This window comes from Lysinibacillus xylanilyticus (assembly GCF_001708185.1).
Classification (GTDB): Bacteria; Bacillota; Bacilli; order Bacillales_A; family Planococcaceae; genus Lysinibacillus; species Lysinibacillus xylanilyticus_A.
This window is the reverse complement of sequence record NZ_MDDN01000001.1, coordinates 792,307-809,713: the sequence shown is the minus strand read 5'-3', so window position 1 is coordinate 809,713 and position 17,407 is coordinate 792,307. Positions and strand designations below refer to the sequence as shown.

The window sequence follows — 17,407 nt, the reverse complement described above, 5'->3', positions numbered from 1 at the left end:
CCTTGATCCCACTGGCACAAGTAGTGAGGCGCCTAGGAAACAATAGTAGTTTTTCCTTGAAGTGCACGTTCTTGCATTTCTACGTCAAACTCTTTTTCAGATTTTGAAACGACTACACAAGCTACGCCGTTACCAATTAAGTTTGTTACGGCACGTGCTTCTGACATGAAGCGATCAACACCAATTAGTAGCGCAATCCCTTCTACTGGAATTATTGGGAAAGCAGCAAGTGTCGCTGCTAATGTGATAAAACCAGATCCTGTTACACCAGCTGCACCTTTAGATGTAATCATTAATATCCCAAGAAGTGTAATGATTTGAACCCATGTCAATTCCATTCCGTATGCTTGTGCAATGAATAATGCAGCCATTGATAGATAGATGGAAGTTCCATCAAGATTGAAGGAATAACCTGTTGGTACTACTAATCCAACTACTTGCTTAGAACAACCGAAATTTTCCAATTTACGCATCATCGAAGGTAAAGCAGATTCAGATGATGATGTACCGATTACTAAGAAAATTTCCTCTTTAATATAAGCGATGAATTTGAAAATGTTAAAGCCGAAGAATTTTGCAATTGTGCCTAAAACAATGACTACGAATAAGAACATTGTAATATATACTGCCGCCATTAATAGACCTAAGTTGCTTAACGATTTCAACCCAAAATTACCAATCGTATAGGCCATTGCGCCAAATGCACCAATTGGTGATATTTTCATTACCATACTTACGATTTTGAAGAAAATTTCTGCCACTTGTTCAAAAAATGTAATGACAGGTTTTGCAGGTGCACCAATAGAAGCAGCTGCTAAGCCGAACAATATTGCGGAGAATAACACAGGAAGTAATTGTCCTGTTGCAAGCGCACCTACTACGTTTTCAGGAATAATACTAGAGATGAAAGCACCTAAGCCTTGCTCAGTCTCTGAGGCAGCCGTAGTATATTTTGAAATGTCAGTTTCGGCAGCACCTGATGTATCTAATCCTGTACCTGGGCTAACAATCATTGCAACAGCAATCCCGATCGCTAAGGCAATAGTAGAGACAATCTCGAAGTACAGCAACGCCTTACCTCCGATTTTCCCAACTTTTTTCATATCTCCCATACTACCGATTCCGATTACAACTGTTAAGAAGATAATTGGAGCAATTAACATTTTTATTAACTTAATGAATAAGTCTGCTAAAATTTTAAGGCTTGCACCAAACTCAGGGAAGATAGCTCCGACAATAATCCCTAAAATGATTGCAGCTATAACTTGAAAAGTCAAATTTTTCAGTAATTTCATTTTATGCTACCTCTTTTCTAAATTTTCTTTTTGATATCGTTTTCACTAGAATTATCATAGCGAATCTTTTTTAAAAAAAGAGATTTAGAAAATAAGAAACATATCGTTCATTAAGTATATTTTTTCAATAAATTAAAAGAAATGTAGTGTTCTCAATTATTTTAACTGTTATGGTACTCCTAAAATAATATATTATTGTTATAATACAAAAAAAATAAATGATAGAAAATTTTGTTTTATAGCATTTTTTTGTAATATTGTTCATTAAGTTCATGATTTTCACTTACTTATGTCAACTAAAAGTGTTGTCAAAAGAATTTTTTGAAGATAATCTTAAAAGCATATCAATCATTAGTAGAAGTGTGTATGCTAGTGCAAATGTAGATGGGAAAGGAAGGAATCTTTAAATGATGAAAATGCCCGTAAACGGCAAAATACTGTTAGTGACATTTTTAATCATTGTATTCTCCTTTTTACTTGGTGGCATTTTTGTGCTTGGTAATCTATTAACTGAGCAAGAAAAGGATTATGGTCAGCGTGCTATGCTCGTTGCAGGGACTGTATCGAATGTGCCAGAGATTAGTATACATTTGAAAAATGACAATATTAAAGAAGCGGCGAAAAATGTCAATAAAATTGTAGATGGTATTCGTGTTGTTAATAAAGCAGAGTATATTGTTGTGATGAATATGGATCGTATTAAACTATCACATCCCGTCAGTAAAGAAATAGGGAAACGTAGTGAATCACAGGATTTAAATGCTGCCTTTAGTGAGCATTATTATGTATCGAAGGCGCAAGGAGAAGCCGGTGTCATGATTCGAGCTTTTGTCCCTGTCATTGATGATCACAAAGAACAAGTTGGCGTTGTTGTTGTAGGATATGCACTACCAACTTTTAAGGAAATATTGCAAAATTATGAGCATGACATTGGTATTACTATTCTCATATCGCTTGTTTTTAGTATTTGGGGTGCATACACACTTGGTCGACATATTAAAAAGCAAATGTTTGGGCTAGAACCTCATGAGATTGCCAAAATGTATGTAGAACGAACAGAAACGTTCAATGCTATGCATGAAGGCATTATAGCGGTTGATAAGGAAATGAATATTACAATTTTTAATGAAAAAGCAGCTGATATATTAGGTGTTACTAGAAAGATAGAGGAGTGTATCGGTGAAAAGATTTACGATGTTTTGCCTGACACACGATTGCCTGAAATTGTTGAAACGGCAACGCCTGTATACAATCAAGAGTTATACATAAATCATCATAGTATTTTGAGTAATCGAGTTCCGATTATTGTAAATGGTGAGTTAGTCGGTGCCGTTGCCATGTTTAAAGATTTAACAGCGGTGAAAAAGCTGGCGGAAGAGGTAACAGGTGTTAAAGCTTTTGTTCAAGCACTACGCGTACAAACACATGAGCATAAAAATAAACTTCATACGATTGCAGGGCTTCTACAACTGGGACATACGAAGCAAGCACTTGAATATGTGACAGCTACTACCGAAAATGAAGCCTCGTTAACGAAGTTTTTGAATGAACGCTTTCATAATGAAAATATTTCAGGATTATTGCTAAGTAAAGTTAGTTATGGCAAGGAATTAGGCATACAAGTAGAAATTGATCGAAAAAGTCATTTTAAACGTTTTCCACCTCTATTAGATCATCACGATTTTGTTGTCCTGTTAGGGAATTTAATTGAAAATGCTTTTGAAGCGTTAAATGTTCTTTCCAAGGAGGATAAATATGTAGCGATTTCTGTAGATGAGCATGACGATGTGTTAGCAATTGCTGTCACTGATAATGGAATTGGAATGTCTGAAGAGGTGCAAGCACGTATGTTTGAAAATGGATTTTCTACGAAGGCAAGTGAGAATCGTGGAATTGGCTTGCATTTAATACATGAAATTGTTAGGAAAGGCAATGGCGATATCGAGGTAGTAAGTGAATTTATGAAAGGGACAAGTTTCTTAATCTTATTTGAGTTAGGAGGAGAATAGATGGATGTAATTAAAGTGTTATTAATTGAAGATGATCCGATGGTACGAGAAGTGAACAGGCAATTTATTGAACAAATAAATGGATTTTCGCTAGTAGGCTATGCTAGTAATGGAATTGAGGGTATTGAAAAGATTAAGCAATTACAGCCAGAGCTTGTCTTTATGGATGTTTTTATGCCTGAGCAGGATGGCATTATTACGCTAGGGAAAATACGGGAGGAACATCTTCCGGTTGATGTTATTGCTGTGACCGCAGCTAATGATATGCCAACCGTGCAACGGATTTTACACTTAGGTGTCTATGATTATATTATGAAACCTTTTACGTTTGAACGAATTGAGCAAACTTTAATGAATTATCAAGCGTATAAAAAGAAAATAGGTGACATGCAAGATCTAACCCAACATGACGTTGATCATCTAATGCAGCAGCGCATACCAGATCAAATAGTTGTTCCTCCAGTCACCGAAACCATTATCATTAACGAGCTACCAAAGGGTTTTAACCGAGCAACATTAGATAAGGTACTTTCCTATATTCATGAAAGTAATGTTGCGGTGTCAGCAGAAGAAGTGTCCACATACATTGGAACAGCCCGTGTAACAGCTCGACGTTATTTAGATTTTTTAGAAAAGCAAAATTTATTAAAGGTGGATATCCAGTATGGAAGTGTGGGACGTCCTATCCATCGATATTATATTTAGATAATGAGCGTACCTATGAGTATCAAATTAAGGTGTGCTTTTTTCTTGATGTCGATATTTTTAAAAAGTTGGGCGATAAAGCGCCGAAAAGTCTCGATAAATCTCTCAATATTGCTTCTTGTTGTTTGCTTGAAAAATTAGGTATGTAAAAAGTACAGGTGTTAGAAAGATTCGGTCATGAACAAACTGTATACGAATTGATATGAAGTAGTATAGACAAAACGGAAGATATGATTGATTTCAAAACTTATGGGGAGTAGGTTTAGACATGTTTAACGTTCGAAAAGAATCGCTATTTAAATTTTTGAAAATTCTTTTTCCAACAGTACTTTTAGCGATAGCTATTTTTGAAATTCAACAAACGGTAAGTGGGATAGATGTTCATTTACTTCGGAAAGAAGTGAATGAATTACAGTTGTGGGAGCTCTTATTGATTCTTTTCATCACCTTCAGTGCTATTACACCGATGCTTTTTTATGATGTTATTTTAGTGAAAATATTGGGCATCAAAATAAATAACCGTATTTTGCTGAACCATTCATTTATCGTGAATACATTCTCAAATCTTATTGGCTTTGGTGGCCTAGTCGGTGTATTTCTGCGTAATTATTTCTATTCAAAATATAAAGAGGACAAGGAAGACTTGTTAAAAAGTATTGCCTCCGTAACACTCTTTTATTTAACAGGGATTTCTCTGTTAGCTTGGATCATGTATATATTCTTTTGGGACTTCCCGTTGCTGAAAGAAGTACGATGGTTATCGATTGCAGTCATTATTGTCAGCTTATATGTTCCGGCTTTTATTGTTATGCGCATTATTCGCTATAAAAAAGCGAATTCTTTAAATCCAAAGGTATCTCTTCAATTGATGATCACTTCAGTAGCTGAATGGCTTGCTATCTTTTTAGTTATTTGGATATTAACTTTAATTTTAAAGATACCGATAGAATTATCCGCTTTAATTCCAATATTTTTAATTGCTTCCTGTGCGGGAATAGTCAGTATGATTCCTGGTGGAGTTGGCTCATTTGACCTTGTTTTTTTGTGGGGGACTCAAAATTTAGGAATTGCTGATGAAAAAGTGCTTTTTTTATTAATTTTGTACCGGGTTGGCTACTTTGTGCTTCCATTTTTAGTTTCCTCAATCTTGTTTATAAAAGAATATTGGAATCGTTGGAATCAATCATGGGAAGACTTGCCGAATATTATTTTTCAAAAGCTTAGCCATATGTTGTTAACAGTATTAGTATTTATCTCTGGCATTGTGTTATTACTATCAGCGGCGGTACCTGGTATTTTAAGTAGACTAAAAATAACTCAGGAATTTTTATCCTCGCCAATCATGAATATCTCTCATCAATTGACTGTTGCAGCAGGCTTTATTCTCTTAGGATTATGTAGGGGGATTAAATATAAAGTAACAAGGGCATATCAGTTTACCATCATTGTGTTAATTAGTTCCGCACTGTTTTCAATTTTTAAGGGCTTTGACTATGAAGAAGCTAGTTTTTTAGTGATTGTCACAGTGCTGTTAATTGCGTCAAAAAAACAATTTTACCGTGAAAGTTATGTATTAACATGGGGGATAGCTTTGTTTGACCTTGCTGTAGTGACAATCATTACAGTGATGTATTTATTGATTGGTTATGTGAACTTACCTACTTCTATCATTCATATTCCAGTTGCTCTACAGGACTATATAATTACAGATTACCGAGATCTATTTCATAGTGCTTTAATGGGTATCCTAATAGCAATTTTCATTTTTTATATAGGTTATTTTATCCGTGCGCCTAAGAATATGGAAATGCTTTCATCTAGTGAGCAAGAAGATGCAATTAAAAATCATTTGATGACCTATAAAGGGACGGAGTATTCACATTTAATTTTTTTACATGACAAATTTGTATACTGGAATAAAAAAGGTACCGTTTTATTTTCTTATCAAATATTTGCTGATAAGATCGTAGTGCTTGGAGATCCAGTAGGAGATGAATCTGATTTTTTATCTGCTATTCAGGAATTTTTAGAATTGGCGGATAAGCATAGTTATAGACCTGTCTTTTATGAAATTAATAATAAAATTTTCTCTTCATTACATGAGAATGGGTATAGTTTTTTTAAGCTTGGCGAGGAAGCATTTGTTGATTTAGAAAAGTTTACACTTGCCGGTAAGGGAATGAAGGGAAGTCGCGCGATAAAAAATAAATTTGAACGAGAAAATTTTACTGTGGAATTTATATGCCCTCCATACTCACAGGAAGTTATGAATGAATTGGAACAAGTATCAACGAAATGGTTGCAAGGAAGGGCTGAAAAGGGTTTTTCTCTTGGCTTTTTTGATGAACGCTATTTAAGTACTTCAAACATTGCTGTATTACGTGGAGCAGAAGGAATTATTGGCTTTGCCAGTATCATGCCCATGTACGATAATGGCGAAAGCATATCAGTAGATCTCATGCGTTTTAAACCGGGAGCACCATCTGGCACGATGGATTTCATTTTTTTATCACTATTTGAGTGGGCAAAAGCAGAAGGCTATCGCGTTTTCAATATAGGGATGTCGCCATTGTCAAACGTCGGACAGTCTAGGTTTTCCTTTTTAAGTGAAAAAATAGCAGCACAAATATTTTTACATGGGCACTACCTCTATCATTTTAAAGGATTAAAAAACTTTAAATTAAAATATGCAGATTTTTGGGTGCCAAAGTATGTAGGGTATCGAAAGAAATCTTCATTGCCGTTTACAATGGCACAAATCACGCTATTAATTGGCAAAAAGAGGGGATAGATAGCCGAATCAAATTTTAAGGAGCCTGTGCTGCCAGTATAATTAAATGCATTGGTCGCACCTAGCTTAAACTGAAGTATTCGCTCGGCCAATCGAAAAAAGATGCATTGCAAAATTACTTTGCGATGCATCTTTTTTCGATTGGATTTTTATCGTCGGATGAATGGACATCCAATGAAGGTAGAACAGTGGACATCGCTGATAAAAGAACCTCAGAATCGCTGATAAACCCCGAACATCGCTGATAAAAGGGTCAGAATCGCTGACACCCCCGAACATCGCTGATAAAAGGGTCAGAATCGCTGATAAACCCCAGACATCGCTGAAGAGCCGGAATCGCTGATAAGCTCCGGACATCGCTGATAAAAGAGCCGGAATCGCTGATAAGCTCCGGACATCGCTGATAAAAGAGCCGGAATCGCTGATAAGCTCCGGACATCGCTGATAAAAGAGCCGGAATCGCTGATAACCCCCGAACATCGCTGATAAAAGGGTCAGAATCGCTGATAAAACCCGAACATCGCTGATAAAAGGGTCAGAATCGCTGATATAACCCGAACATCGCTGATAAAAGAGCCGGAATCGCTGATAAACCTCAAACATCGCCGGTAAACGATGATTTTATTTTTCACTCACTTAAATACAGGACTAAATGAGCTGAATGCCCCCAATCGGAACGGAAATTAACCCCCGTTATGGTGATGAGCCTTTATTATGACAAATAGTGGTGATAGTACTTGAAAAATATTTAATGGCCTTTATTACAATGTGTAAAAATTGTAAATTTATATTTGATTTTCCATTAGTGCTTTGTCATAATAGAGAAAATTTTAGTTGTGAGGTGAGCGGTGATAATTAATAGGGGTGTTAGACTTTACGAGATTCAGAAACCCTTCTTTTTAGAAGAGAGGTTAATAGTAAAAGTTGAAACTTATTAGGGGGAGGGAGCAGTTTGCGTGTTCCAAAGAAATTAACAGTAGGTGATGAGATACGAGTTATTGCACCTAGTCGTAGCGCAGCAATCATAACAGAAGAAGGCGCTGAGCAAACAAAGAAAAAACTTGAAGACTTAGGCTTTACGGTATCTTATGGGCGTCATATTTTTGAGTGTGATCTTCAACAATCATCCTCAATTGAGCATCGAGTTTCTGATATTCATGATGCCTTCCAAGATAATCATGTGAAGGCTGTCTTAACAGTCATTGGTGGTTTTAACTGTAATGAGATATTACCCTATTTAGATTACGACATGATAGCAAATAACCCCAAAATACTTTGTGGTTTCAGTGATATCACAGCTTTAGCAACCGCAATTACAAAAAAATGTGGATTTGTTACGTATTCGGGGCCACATTTTTCTAGCTTTAAAATGGAACAGGCACAAGACTATCAGCTATCATATTTTCAAAAATGTCTAATGGGAAATAAACCATATACGATAAAAGCATCAGGCATATGGAGTGATGATGCTTGGTATTTAGATCAACAGAATCGTCATTTTGAAACGGCTAACTGGAAGGTGTACTCTGACGGAGAAGCAAGTGGGCAATTATTTGGCGGAAATTTATGTACATTAAATCTACTTCAAGGTACCCCGTATATGCCTGATTTATCGAATAGTATTTTATTTTTAGAGGATGATGAACTAGTTACTCCAGAAATATTTGCCCGTGATTTTACCTCATTATTACAAGCTACTACTAATATTAAAGGTATTGCGATAGGGCGCTTTCAAAGAGCTTCTAAAATGACAGAGGAACAACTGCATTTTATGTTAGATAAACATCCAACTTTAAGAAGAATTCCAGTTATCTATGATGTGGATTTTGGACATACACAGCCGATCTTTACATTTCCTATTGGTGGAGAAATTCAAATGAATACGAATGAATTAATGATACATGTTACTAAATTTTAGATCGAAAGGGGACAACAAAAATGTTTATAAGGGAAGCAAGAATAGAAGATGCTGAACAGAACATGGCTGTTATAAAAAATGCGGAAGAGTCTAATTTTATGTTATTCGGGCCAGGCGAACGACAATTCGAAGCTGAACAATTTACTAGATTTATTGAGAATATTTACAAAAACAGTCATTCAGCATTATTTATAGCTGAAATAGATCAGAGAGTGGTCGGTTATTTAATTGTTCAAGGGAGTACACCAGCTAGACTTTCACATCGAGCCTATATTGTTGTTGGCATTCATAGTGATTATAGAGGAAGAAAAATTGGCACTGCATTATTTGGCCACTTAGACAATTGGGCAAAAGAGAAGGGTATGCATCGCTTGGAACTTACAGTAATGGTGAATAATATTGCAGGTATAGCCTTATATAAAAAAATGGGGTTTGAAGTTGAGGGGACTAAAAGACATTCCCTATATGTTGATGATGAATATATGGATGAATATTACATGTCGAAATTATTGAACGTTTAAGAAACACAAGTCGATTTAAAAGTACTACGCATGAAATTGTAAAAAAATGTCTATTGTGCGAGGCATGATTGTAAACTAAATAAGGAGAGCCTTTTTGATTTTTCAACAAGGCTCAATCTTTGCAAAATAATCATTGTCAATAATAGCATACATTTTCACATTTTGATGATTACCCTTAACAAACATACTTTTTCGTAACAGACCCTCATAAAGCATACCCGATTTTTCCATTACTTTTTGAGAACCGATATTTTCCTCAAAGCACCGTGCTTGGATTCGAGCTAACTGTAATTCGTTAAATCCATAATCAATTAATTTTTTTGCTGCTTCAGTCATCATTCCCTGATTCCAATATTCTTCAGAAAGAACGTAGCCGATCTCCGCAAATTTATGCTGGTCATTAATTGAAACAAAGTCGATCGTGCCAATCAATTTCTGCTCATATTCAATGCCCCATAATAGGTGTTTGCCTTGTTTATACCCGTTTAAAATTAATTCAATAAACTCTTTTGTATCGTCAAAACTTTTATGTGGCTCCCAGGTAACAAAGCGTGCTACATTTTCGCTGGAAGCATAATTAAACATGGCTCCTACATCATTCAGAGTAATTGGTCTTAATGTTAGTCTTGTTGTTTTTAAAACAGGTATTGTTTGTTTAAAAACGTTGTCACTCACAAAACTCCCCCTTTATTTGTGAAAGCATTTTAGTGTATTTTATTATGGATCATCACCATAACGTGTGGTTGATTTCCGTTCCAACTGGGCGGTTTGTTGCTGTCGCTTCGCTTTCGCACAGATAAAACATTTGCCGCTGACGCTTCGCTTTCGCACAGATAAAACATTTGCCGCTGACGCTTCGCTTTCGCGCAGAGCAGAGCTTCCTGGGGGCGTCCGATGAGCCGCTTCACTCGCGTTGCTCGCTCCAGGGTCTCGGGCCTACACGATGTAGGTCACGAAGGCGTTATCACAGGACGTGATGCTCTTAGCCTTCGTTCCTCTACCGCTAATCCCCAAGGAGTCGCCCAGTCTCCACTCCAATCAACTAATATACAAAGCATACGTCTTAACAAATGTCATCCACAACTTTTGGTGATGAGCCTTTATTATAACAAGATTTGTAAATTATTGTTAAGCTTTTTAATTAGATATTAAGAGAGGGGGGCCTAACTCACGGAGTCATAAAAATTATAAATAATGTAGTTTGTATAAATGACGATAATGCTCCGTCAAAATAAGAAAAAAGGGCCCCCTTCAAAGAGAGCCCTTATTTTACAAGTTATTATTAATTTTCTTCAAAATCTTTTCGGTTTTTCTTTAACATTTTAGATAACATTTCATAGACGATTGGTACAACTACTAATGTTAATAATGTTGAAGATAGTAAACCACCGATTACGGTAATCGCTAGGTCTTTTGAAATTAGACCACTGCCACCACCGCCGAATGCCATTGGGATCATCGCACCGATTGTTGCAATGGCCGTCATTAGAATAGGGCGTAAACGAGTTGCACCTGCTTCTAAAATAGCCTCGCGCATAACGAGTCCGTCGCGTTCCATATGGATAATGCGGTCTACTAATACGATGGCATTTGTCACAACGATACCAATCAGCATTAATAGTCCCATCATAACAGAAACAGAAATTGTTTGATCTGTGACGAACAAGCCAACAAATGCACCAATTACTGCGAATGGTAGTGAGAACAGAATAGCGAATGGTGCTAAACCTTCACCGAATGTTACGACTAGAATGAAATAAACGATAGCGATTGCAGCTAACATAGCAATTCCAAGCTGTGTAAATGTTTCTTGCATATCTGCAGCCACACCTGAAACCCCAGTCGTTACACCTTTAGGTAAATCTAATTTATCAATCTTTTCATCAGCAGCAGAAGTTGCTTTTGAAATATCGTCTTCAGTAATCGTACCAGAAACGGTTGCGTAATATTCGCCTTTAGAGCGAGCTAAAGAGTTAAGCGTAGTGCCTTCTTCTACCTTGACTAATTCACCAATTGTCATTGTTGTGCCTAAAGCTGTCTTGATTTCAGTAGCTAATACATCATCAAGAGATGTAGCTGCTGCCTTTGCTTCACGTTGTACAATGACATCAATATCTTCACCATCATACTTGACTGAAGTTAAAACTTCTGATGATGTATTTGCGTTCAAGGCCATTACGATTTGAGCGGTAGTTAAACCATATTGTAGAACATTCTTTTGATCTACTTTTAAAACATGCTCAACATATGGATCTTCATTATTAGATTTAATGTCTTCTAAGCCATCAACTTCTTTTAATGCACCTTCAACTTGTTTCACTGCATCACGAAGCTTATCTAAGTCCTCGCTATATAATGAGTAACTTACTTCATTTGAAGACGTAGACGCTGACGAGAAGTTTTGAGATTTCCATTCTCCTGATTGACCAATGTTAGCTATATAGTCTTCTACTTCTTTTTTTGCTTTAGGGAAGTCTTCCATATCTGGATCAAAGATGAGGTACATTAATGCACCGCCAGCACCGCCGCCCATCATCATTGCAGAAGGATCAACATTCTTTGGATCATTGATAGAGACTTGCAAAATATCTATGTCTTCGCGTTTCATTAATTCTTTTTCTACTTGTGCAACATTTGCTTCTGTATCTTTCATTAGCTCGCCTGTAGCAGGTGTATATGATAAGTACATAACCTTTTCTTCTTGAGAGCCCATGAAACTAAAGCCGATGAGTGGTGTTAAAGCAAGAGAACCAACAAGCATTAATATCGCTATAACAGATGTAATGATTTTATGGTTTAATGTCTTTTCTAGTACACCTTTATACCAAGTAGCTAGTTTACCAACTTCTTTATGCTGACTTTCTTTTTTCTCACCGTATAATTTTTTACGGAATAAGAAGTGAGATAAAGCAGGAACAATTGTAATCGCCACGATTAGAGAAGCCCCTAGAGCAAATGACATTGTTAATGCAAACGGCATGAATAATTCACCAACCATACCACTAACAAAAATTAATGGAGCGAAAACTGCTACAGTTACTAATGTAGAAGAAAGGATTGGTTTGAACATTTCAATTGTGGCTTCGCGAATAAGGGCGCGACCTGTTAGTTTTTCATCTTTTAAATGGATGCGTCGATATATATTTTCAACAACTACAATGGAGTCATCAATTACACGACCAATCGCCACGGTAATCGCACCGAGGGTCATAATGTTTAATGTGATATCCATCCAGTTTAATAGTAGCAAGGCCATGAATATTGAAACTGGGATTGAGATAATCGAAATAATTGTTGATTTGAAATCACGTAAGAATAGTAAAATAATTAGTACGGCAATGGCACCACCGAATACTGCTTTTTCAATCATTGTGAAGACTGAATCTTCAATCGGAGCACCTTGGTCAAGTGAAATATCTACTTTTAAACCGTCTATTAATTTTTCTTCTTCTTTAATTAAGTCTTTTACTGCATTCACGACTGTTACGGTATTGGCATCTTGGTCTTTAACGATTTGAATGGCAATCGCATCTTTACCATTTGTACGTGACACAGATTGTACTTTACCTTTTACTTCAATCGTTGCGATATCACCTAAGCGAACGAATGGGGAAGGGTTTGTAGCTGAAGGCGTGACTGGGATTAATAAGTCTTTTAATTCATCTACAGATTTAACTTTCCCGTCTACCGAAACCGCTTGTTCACCGACAGTAAATTGATATAAACCAAGTGACAGTGACATATCGCTTGCTTGAATCATTTGCTCGACAGATTCCTCTGTTAAGCCGAGAGCAGCCATTTTCTTTTCGTCATATTTAAATGACACTTCATTAATGTGCTGACCATTGATAGTTGCAGAAGCAACACCATCAATTTTTTCAATTTTAGGAAGTAAAATGTCTTCTACTGTTGACGTCAACTCAACAATATCTTCCTCAGAGCTACTTACTGATAATGCCACAACAGGCATCATATTCATGCTAATCGCCATAATTGTAGGCTTTTGAGCACCTTCAGGTAATTTTATATTATCTAAAGCGGACTCTAATTGGCGCTTTTTCTCATCCATATCAATGCCGTAGTCGTATTCAACTTGAACTTGTGCTACGTTAGAAGAGGATGTTGAGTATACGGCCTTCACATCTTCTAAACTTTCAATTGATTTTTCAAATGGAATGGAAAGTTCATTCATCACCTGTTCAGGGGTTGCACCAGGGTAAACACCCATAACAATTAAATAAGGTATGGAAATATCAGGTATAGATTCCATTTTCATTTTTGTGCCTGAATAAATACCAGAGACAGTGATGATAATTGTTAATAGCCACACTGCCAATTTGTTTTTCAATACGAAATTAACTAAACCTTTCACCTTTACACCTACCCTTTATTGACTTACTAATTTCAATTATTTATACTAATGACTAATTGGTCACTTGTCAATGAAATACATTAGGAGAGAATTAAAAGTATGTTAAAAAAGCAACTAATTATGGAGAAAGCATTAGAGTTATTCTCAGAACAAGGCTTTGAATCTACATCTGTACAGCAAATTACAGAACGATGTGGAATTTCAAAAGGAGCATTTTATTTATCTTTTAAAACAAAGGACGAGCTTCTTGTTTCGATGGTAGAGTATTATCTACAGCAATTCGTTACCGAAATTGACCAAGTAGTCAGAGGTTCGCTTAGTAAAGATGTTATATTAGTTGAGTTTTACAAAAGTATTTTTCAAGCGTTTAAAAAACATTCTGCATCTGCCCGTGTGTTTTTTAATGAAAAAGTACTTCTTACCAAAAAAGAGTTGTTTCAAAAAATAAGTGCTTATGACGCCGAGATGTCAAAGTCAATCATTTATATGCTTGAACAGCTTTATCGGGATGAACTCCACAAGACAAAATATGATGTTATGTACTGCATTAAAGGATTTATGAAGAGTTATGCAGAACTTTTTATTTTTTCCGATATACCATTAGATTTAGATCAATTGGCTAAATCTTTAGCGGAAAAGACGGACATTATTGCACGGCATACAACGATTCCGTTTATCACGGAAGATCTTGTTCAATTAACAGCAAAACCATGTAATGAAGAAGTTACAAAGGAATCTTTGTTAGAATTAATTGATCAACACCTAAGTGGCTTAGAGGAGTCAATTGAACGTGACTCTCTTGAATTGTTAAAATTTCAAATTGACGATCTAACCTATAGCAAAGCAATTGTAAAAGGTTTAATCGAAAATATACGCTTACGGCCGGAGCATAGATGGGTTGCTTATATGTTAAAAAAATTTTTTAAGATTTAACTAAAGGGAATGAATTGTTCACTAACGGGGTGAACAATTCATTTTTTGATTGGGAGTAACTGTAGGGCTTCCATTGAACTGTTAAAAGGTTTTTGAATCCATAATAATCGTTCAAGGAAATTCGTGATGTCATTCGGTAGAGCTAATTCTTCTTGCCAAGGCTTTTCTTTGCTAGTGGAAGGCTTGTAGCTTGAGTACAGTAAAAATAATAAAAAATGACCAACAAAATATAAATCACTAATATGATTTTCAGCTTGCTTTGGGTTATCGATTAAAGTGAAATCTACATTTTTTTTAAAAGTAGCAAGGCCGAAATCAATGATATACAATTGTTGATTGGCAAATAAAATATTGGGGATGCGTAAATCTCGATGTACTATGCTATTTTCATGTAAAACAACTACTTGTTGTAATAATTGTTTAGTGATTAAAAGTGATTGAGAGATTGTAAATATTTGGCCTTCATCAAAAATGAGCTGTTCAAATGTTCGGCCGTTGATATAATCCATGATAAAAAAAGGTATATCTTGAATAGTACCTGTCAATTGAATAGACGGAATACTAGGCATTGATAAACGTTGAAGAATTTCAATTTCCTGCATAAACTTATTTTTCGTCTTTTGATGACGTCGATGTTTTAATCGTAGGCATTTTAAAACAAAAAGCTTTTTCGTGGATTTTTCCTCTATTAAATATGTTCGACCGTACGAACCGAAACCAAGAAGTTTAACGAAAGAGGAATTTTGCTGCGCTGCTATATATTGTTGAACTTCTTGATCGAAATGTTTTTCGGATAATTTATTCCACCACATTAGCTACTGAAGAAACTCATTGAACTAAAGAAGCTACGTGAGCTTTTGCGATGGCTACGTTTATAATGTTTATGGCCGTAATAATTATGACGCTTGGAAAACTTTTGATGGCTACTTGATGAATGGTGATGTTTTTTAGATGACCCGTTGAGTATGGAATGAAGGATTTTATCTAACATAAAAACGCTCCTTTTTTTGTTTTGATACTTTTATATACGTAAAATAAAAAAGAGAGGTTTCAAAATTTTAAAAATAAAATACTTTGCTGTTTGCTTTGGGTATTGTTGGAACACGCGCTTTTTGAAAACTGTATTCTTAATAGGACTAAAAACCAATTAAAAAAGAAGCTACGTAATTTACGTAGCTTCTTAGTGATGAGGCTAAACCTCCATAATAATCGGTAAAATCATAGGTCGACGTTTTGTTTTTTCAAATAGATATGGTCCTAATACGTCAGTAATTTCATTCTTTAGCTCAGTCCATTGAGGAGTTTTGCTTTGAATTGTTTCGTTTAAATGACGATTTAGCATTTTTTGTGCTTCATTAATCATCGTACCAGACTCACGCATGTAAACGAAGCCTCGTGAAATAATGTCTGGGCCGGAAACGATTTTCTGATTTTCCATATCAACACTGACAACAACAATAACTAAACCTTCTTCAGAAAGAATGCGTCGATCGCGAAGCACGATGTTGCCGATATCTCCAATACCATTTCCGTCAATATAAACGTCTCCTGAAGGGATGCGACCAGCTACATGTGCTTCGTTAGGACTTAATGCTAGCACGTCGCCATTCTCCATGACGAATGAATTTTCAAGTAGAACATCACAATCTTCTGCTAGATGAGTATGCATTTTTAGCATGCGGTACTCACCGTGAATTGGCATAAAGAATTTAGGCTTCATTAAGCGTAGCATCAATTTTTGTTCTTCCTGAGAACCATGACCAGAAGTATGGATATTATTTAGTGCACCATGAATAACTTCAGCACCTGCGCGGAAAAGTAAGTTGATAATTTTGTTTACACTTACTGTATTTCCGGGTACTGGTGAAGAAGAAAAGATAACTGTGTCACCAGGCTGAATTTGAATTTGGCGATGTGTACCATTGGCAATACGAGAAAGTGCTGCCATTGGTTCACCTTGAGAGCCTGTACATAATATCATCACTTCGTTAGCTGGAAGGCGGTTAATGCTTTGGGCATCAATAAATGTATCCTTCGGTGCATTAATATAGCCAAGTTCGCGACCAATCGTAATGGCGTTATCCATTGAACGACCAAAGACAGCGATTTTTCGTCCGTATTTTATGGCAGCGTCTGTTGCTTGTTGTAAACGGTGAATGTTTGACGCGAAAGTCGCAAAGATAATACGACTATCAACCTTACGGAAAATTTCATCGATACTTTTTCCAACTGTACGTTCTGACATTGTGAAGTTTGGCTTTTCAGCATTTGTACTATCTGAAAGTAAGCACAGTACGCCATCACGTCCGATTTCAGCCATTTTTGTTAAGTTAGCTGGCTCGCCTACTGGTGTAAAGTCAAATTTAAAGTCACCTGTATGCACGATGTTACCAGGTGGTGTTTTTACGACAATTCCGTAAGCGTCTGGAATACTATGTGTTGTTCTAAAGAAGCTAACAGACGTTTTTCTGAATTTAATAACATCCTCTTCTTTAATTTCGATAAGTTTTGTTGTACGTAACAAGCCGTGTTCGTCTAATTTATTACGCAATAAGCCGAGTGCCAGCTTACCGCCGTAGACAGGGACATTTACTTGACGTAATAAATAAGGAATACCACCAATGTGATCCTCATGTCCATGTGTAATAAATAATCCTTTAATTTTGTCGACGTTACGTACTAAATACGTATAATCTGGAATAACATAGTCAATGCCGAGTAAGTCATCTTCTGGGAATTTGATGCCGGCATCGATTAAGATAATTTCATCTTGAAATTGAACGCCGTAAGTATTTTTGCCGATTTCGCCCAGTCCGCCGAGTGCGAAAACAGCTGCTTGGTCATTTTTAACAAACTTCATGTT

13 protein-coding genes are annotated in these 17,407 nt (G+C 36.2%); 6 read left to right on the top strand and 7 right to left on the bottom strand.

Features of this window, described 5'->3' with window-relative positions:
- Positions 1-32: 32 nt before the first annotated feature.
- A complete protein-coding gene (locus tag BFJ97_RS03955; RefSeq protein ID WP_068983322.1) occupies positions 33-1,295 on the bottom strand; it encodes a dicarboxylate/amino acid:cation symporter in 1,263 nt (420 codons plus the stop codon).
- Positions 1,296-1,702: 407 nt separating this feature from the next.
- Between BFJ97_RS03955 and BFJ97_RS03950 the strand changes: the two genes are divergently transcribed.
- The 3 genes from BFJ97_RS03950 to mprF all read left to right on the top strand — a co-directional run bounded on the left by BFJ97_RS03950 (position 1,703) and on the right by mprF (position 6,800).
- Entirely contained in the window at positions 1,703-3,304 is a 1,602-nt protein-coding gene (locus tag BFJ97_RS03950; protein ID WP_068983321.1) for an ATP-binding protein, read from the top strand.
- A complete protein-coding gene (locus BFJ97_RS03945; RefSeq protein ID WP_068983320.1) occupies positions 3,305-4,009 on the top strand; it encodes a response regulator in 705 nt (234 codons plus the stop codon).
- 268 nt (positions 4,010-4,277) lie between these two features.
- Entirely contained in the window at positions 4,278-6,800 is a 2,523-nt protein-coding gene (gene mprF / locus BFJ97_RS03940; protein WP_068983319.1) for a bifunctional lysylphosphatidylglycerol flippase/synthetase MprF, read from the top strand.
- Between the two features lie 66 nt (positions 6,801-6,866).
- On the opposite strand, the gene BFJ97_RS23965 is transcribed toward mprF, so the two are convergent.
- Complete coding sequence (locus BFJ97_RS23965) at positions 6,867-7,403, bottom strand: hypothetical protein (protein ID WP_139114369.1); 537 nt, start codon at positions 7,401-7,403, stop codon at positions 6,867-6,869.
- Positions 7,404-7,752: 349 nt separating this feature from the next.
- On the opposite strand from BFJ97_RS23965, the gene BFJ97_RS03935 reads away from it, so the two are divergent.
- Both BFJ97_RS03935 and BFJ97_RS03930 read left to right on the top strand, forming a co-directional pair.
- Complete coding sequence (locus BFJ97_RS03935) at positions 7,753-8,718, top strand: S66 family peptidase (RefSeq protein WP_068983318.1); 966 nt, start codon at positions 7,753-7,755, stop codon at positions 8,716-8,718.
- A 20-nt stretch (positions 8,719-8,738) separates the two neighbouring features.
- Positions 8,739-9,239 (top strand): GNAT family N-acetyltransferase, encoded by a 501-nt coding sequence (locus BFJ97_RS03930; protein ID WP_068983317.1) that lies wholly within the window; start codon positions 8,739-8,741, stop codon positions 9,237-9,239.
- A gap of 102 nt (positions 9,240-9,341) precedes the next feature.
- Here BFJ97_RS03930 and BFJ97_RS03925 read toward each other — a convergent pair whose 3' ends face one another.
- The 3 genes from BFJ97_RS03925 to BFJ97_RS03920 all read right to left on the bottom strand — a co-directional run bounded on the left by BFJ97_RS03925 (position 9,342) and on the right by BFJ97_RS03920 (position 13,611).
- Positions 9,342-9,914: a GNAT family N-acetyltransferase gene (locus BFJ97_RS03925; protein WP_068983316.1), complete on the bottom strand. Its 573-nt coding sequence runs from the start codon at positions 9,912-9,914 to the stop codon at positions 9,342-9,344.
- Between the two features lie 29 nt (positions 9,915-9,943).
- Entirely contained in the window at positions 9,944-10,147 is a 204-nt protein-coding gene (locus BFJ97_RS23960) for a hypothetical protein (RefSeq protein ID WP_139114368.1), read from the bottom strand.
- Positions 10,148-10,521: 374 nt separating this feature from the next.
- A complete protein-coding gene (locus BFJ97_RS03920; RefSeq protein ID WP_068983315.1) occupies positions 10,522-13,611 on the bottom strand; it encodes an efflux RND transporter permease subunit in 3,090 nt (1,029 codons plus the stop codon).
- Positions 13,612-13,710: 99 nt separating this feature from the next.
- Here BFJ97_RS03920 and BFJ97_RS03915 point away from each other — a divergent pair, with 99 nt between their 5' ends.
- The gene (locus tag BFJ97_RS03915; RefSeq protein WP_068983314.1) at positions 13,711-14,544 is read left to right on the top strand and encodes a TetR/AcrR family transcriptional regulator; all 834 of its coding nucleotides are present in this window, start codon (positions 13,711-13,713) and stop codon (positions 14,542-14,544) included.
- Positions 14,545-14,582: 38 nt separating this feature from the next.
- Here the strand turns inward: BFJ97_RS03915 and BFJ97_RS03910 are convergent, their stop codons facing one another.
- Together BFJ97_RS03910 and rnjA are read right to left on the bottom strand one after the other, a co-directional pair.
- Complete coding sequence (locus tag BFJ97_RS03910; protein ID WP_068983313.1) at positions 14,583-15,356, bottom strand: protein kinase domain-containing protein; 774 nt, start codon at positions 15,354-15,356, stop codon at positions 14,583-14,585.
- 380 nt (positions 15,357-15,736) lie between these two features.
- Complete coding sequence (gene rnjA / locus BFJ97_RS03905) at positions 15,737-17,404, bottom strand: ribonuclease J1 (RefSeq protein ID WP_068983312.1); 1,668 nt, start codon at positions 17,402-17,404, stop codon at positions 15,737-15,739.
- Between the last annotated feature and the right edge of the window lie 3 nt (positions 17,405-17,407).

Coding starts and splice junctions, on each gene's coding strand:
- mprF (WP_068983319.1), top strand. CDS start 4,278: ATGTTTAACGTTCGAAAAGAATCGCTATTTAAATTTTTGAAAATTCTT.
- rnjA (WP_068983312.1), bottom strand. CDS start 17,404: ATGAAGTTTGTTAAAAATGACCAAGCAGCTGTTTTCGCACTCGGCGGA.
- BFJ97_RS03955 (WP_068983322.1), bottom strand. CDS start 1,295: ATGAAATTACTGAAAAATTTGACTTTTCAAGTTATAGCTGCAATCATT.
- BFJ97_RS23965 (WP_139114369.1), bottom strand. CDS start 7,403: ATGTTTGAGGTTTATCAGCGATTCCGGCTCTTTTATCAGCGATGTTCG.
- BFJ97_RS03910 (WP_068983313.1), bottom strand. CDS start 15,356: ATGTGGTGGAATAAATTATCCGAAAAACATTTCGATCAAGAAGTTCAA.
- BFJ97_RS03915 (WP_068983314.1), top strand. CDS start 13,711: ATGTTAAAAAAGCAACTAATTATGGAGAAAGCATTAGAGTTATTCTCA.
- BFJ97_RS03930 (WP_068983317.1), top strand. CDS start 8,739: ATGTTTATAAGGGAAGCAAGAATAGAAGATGCTGAACAGAACATGGCT.
- BFJ97_RS03945 (WP_068983320.1), top strand. CDS start 3,305: ATGGATGTAATTAAAGTGTTATTAATTGAAGATGATCCGATGGTACGA.
- BFJ97_RS03950 (WP_068983321.1), top strand. CDS start 1,703: ATGATGAAAATGCCCGTAAACGGCAAAATACTGTTAGTGACATTTTTA.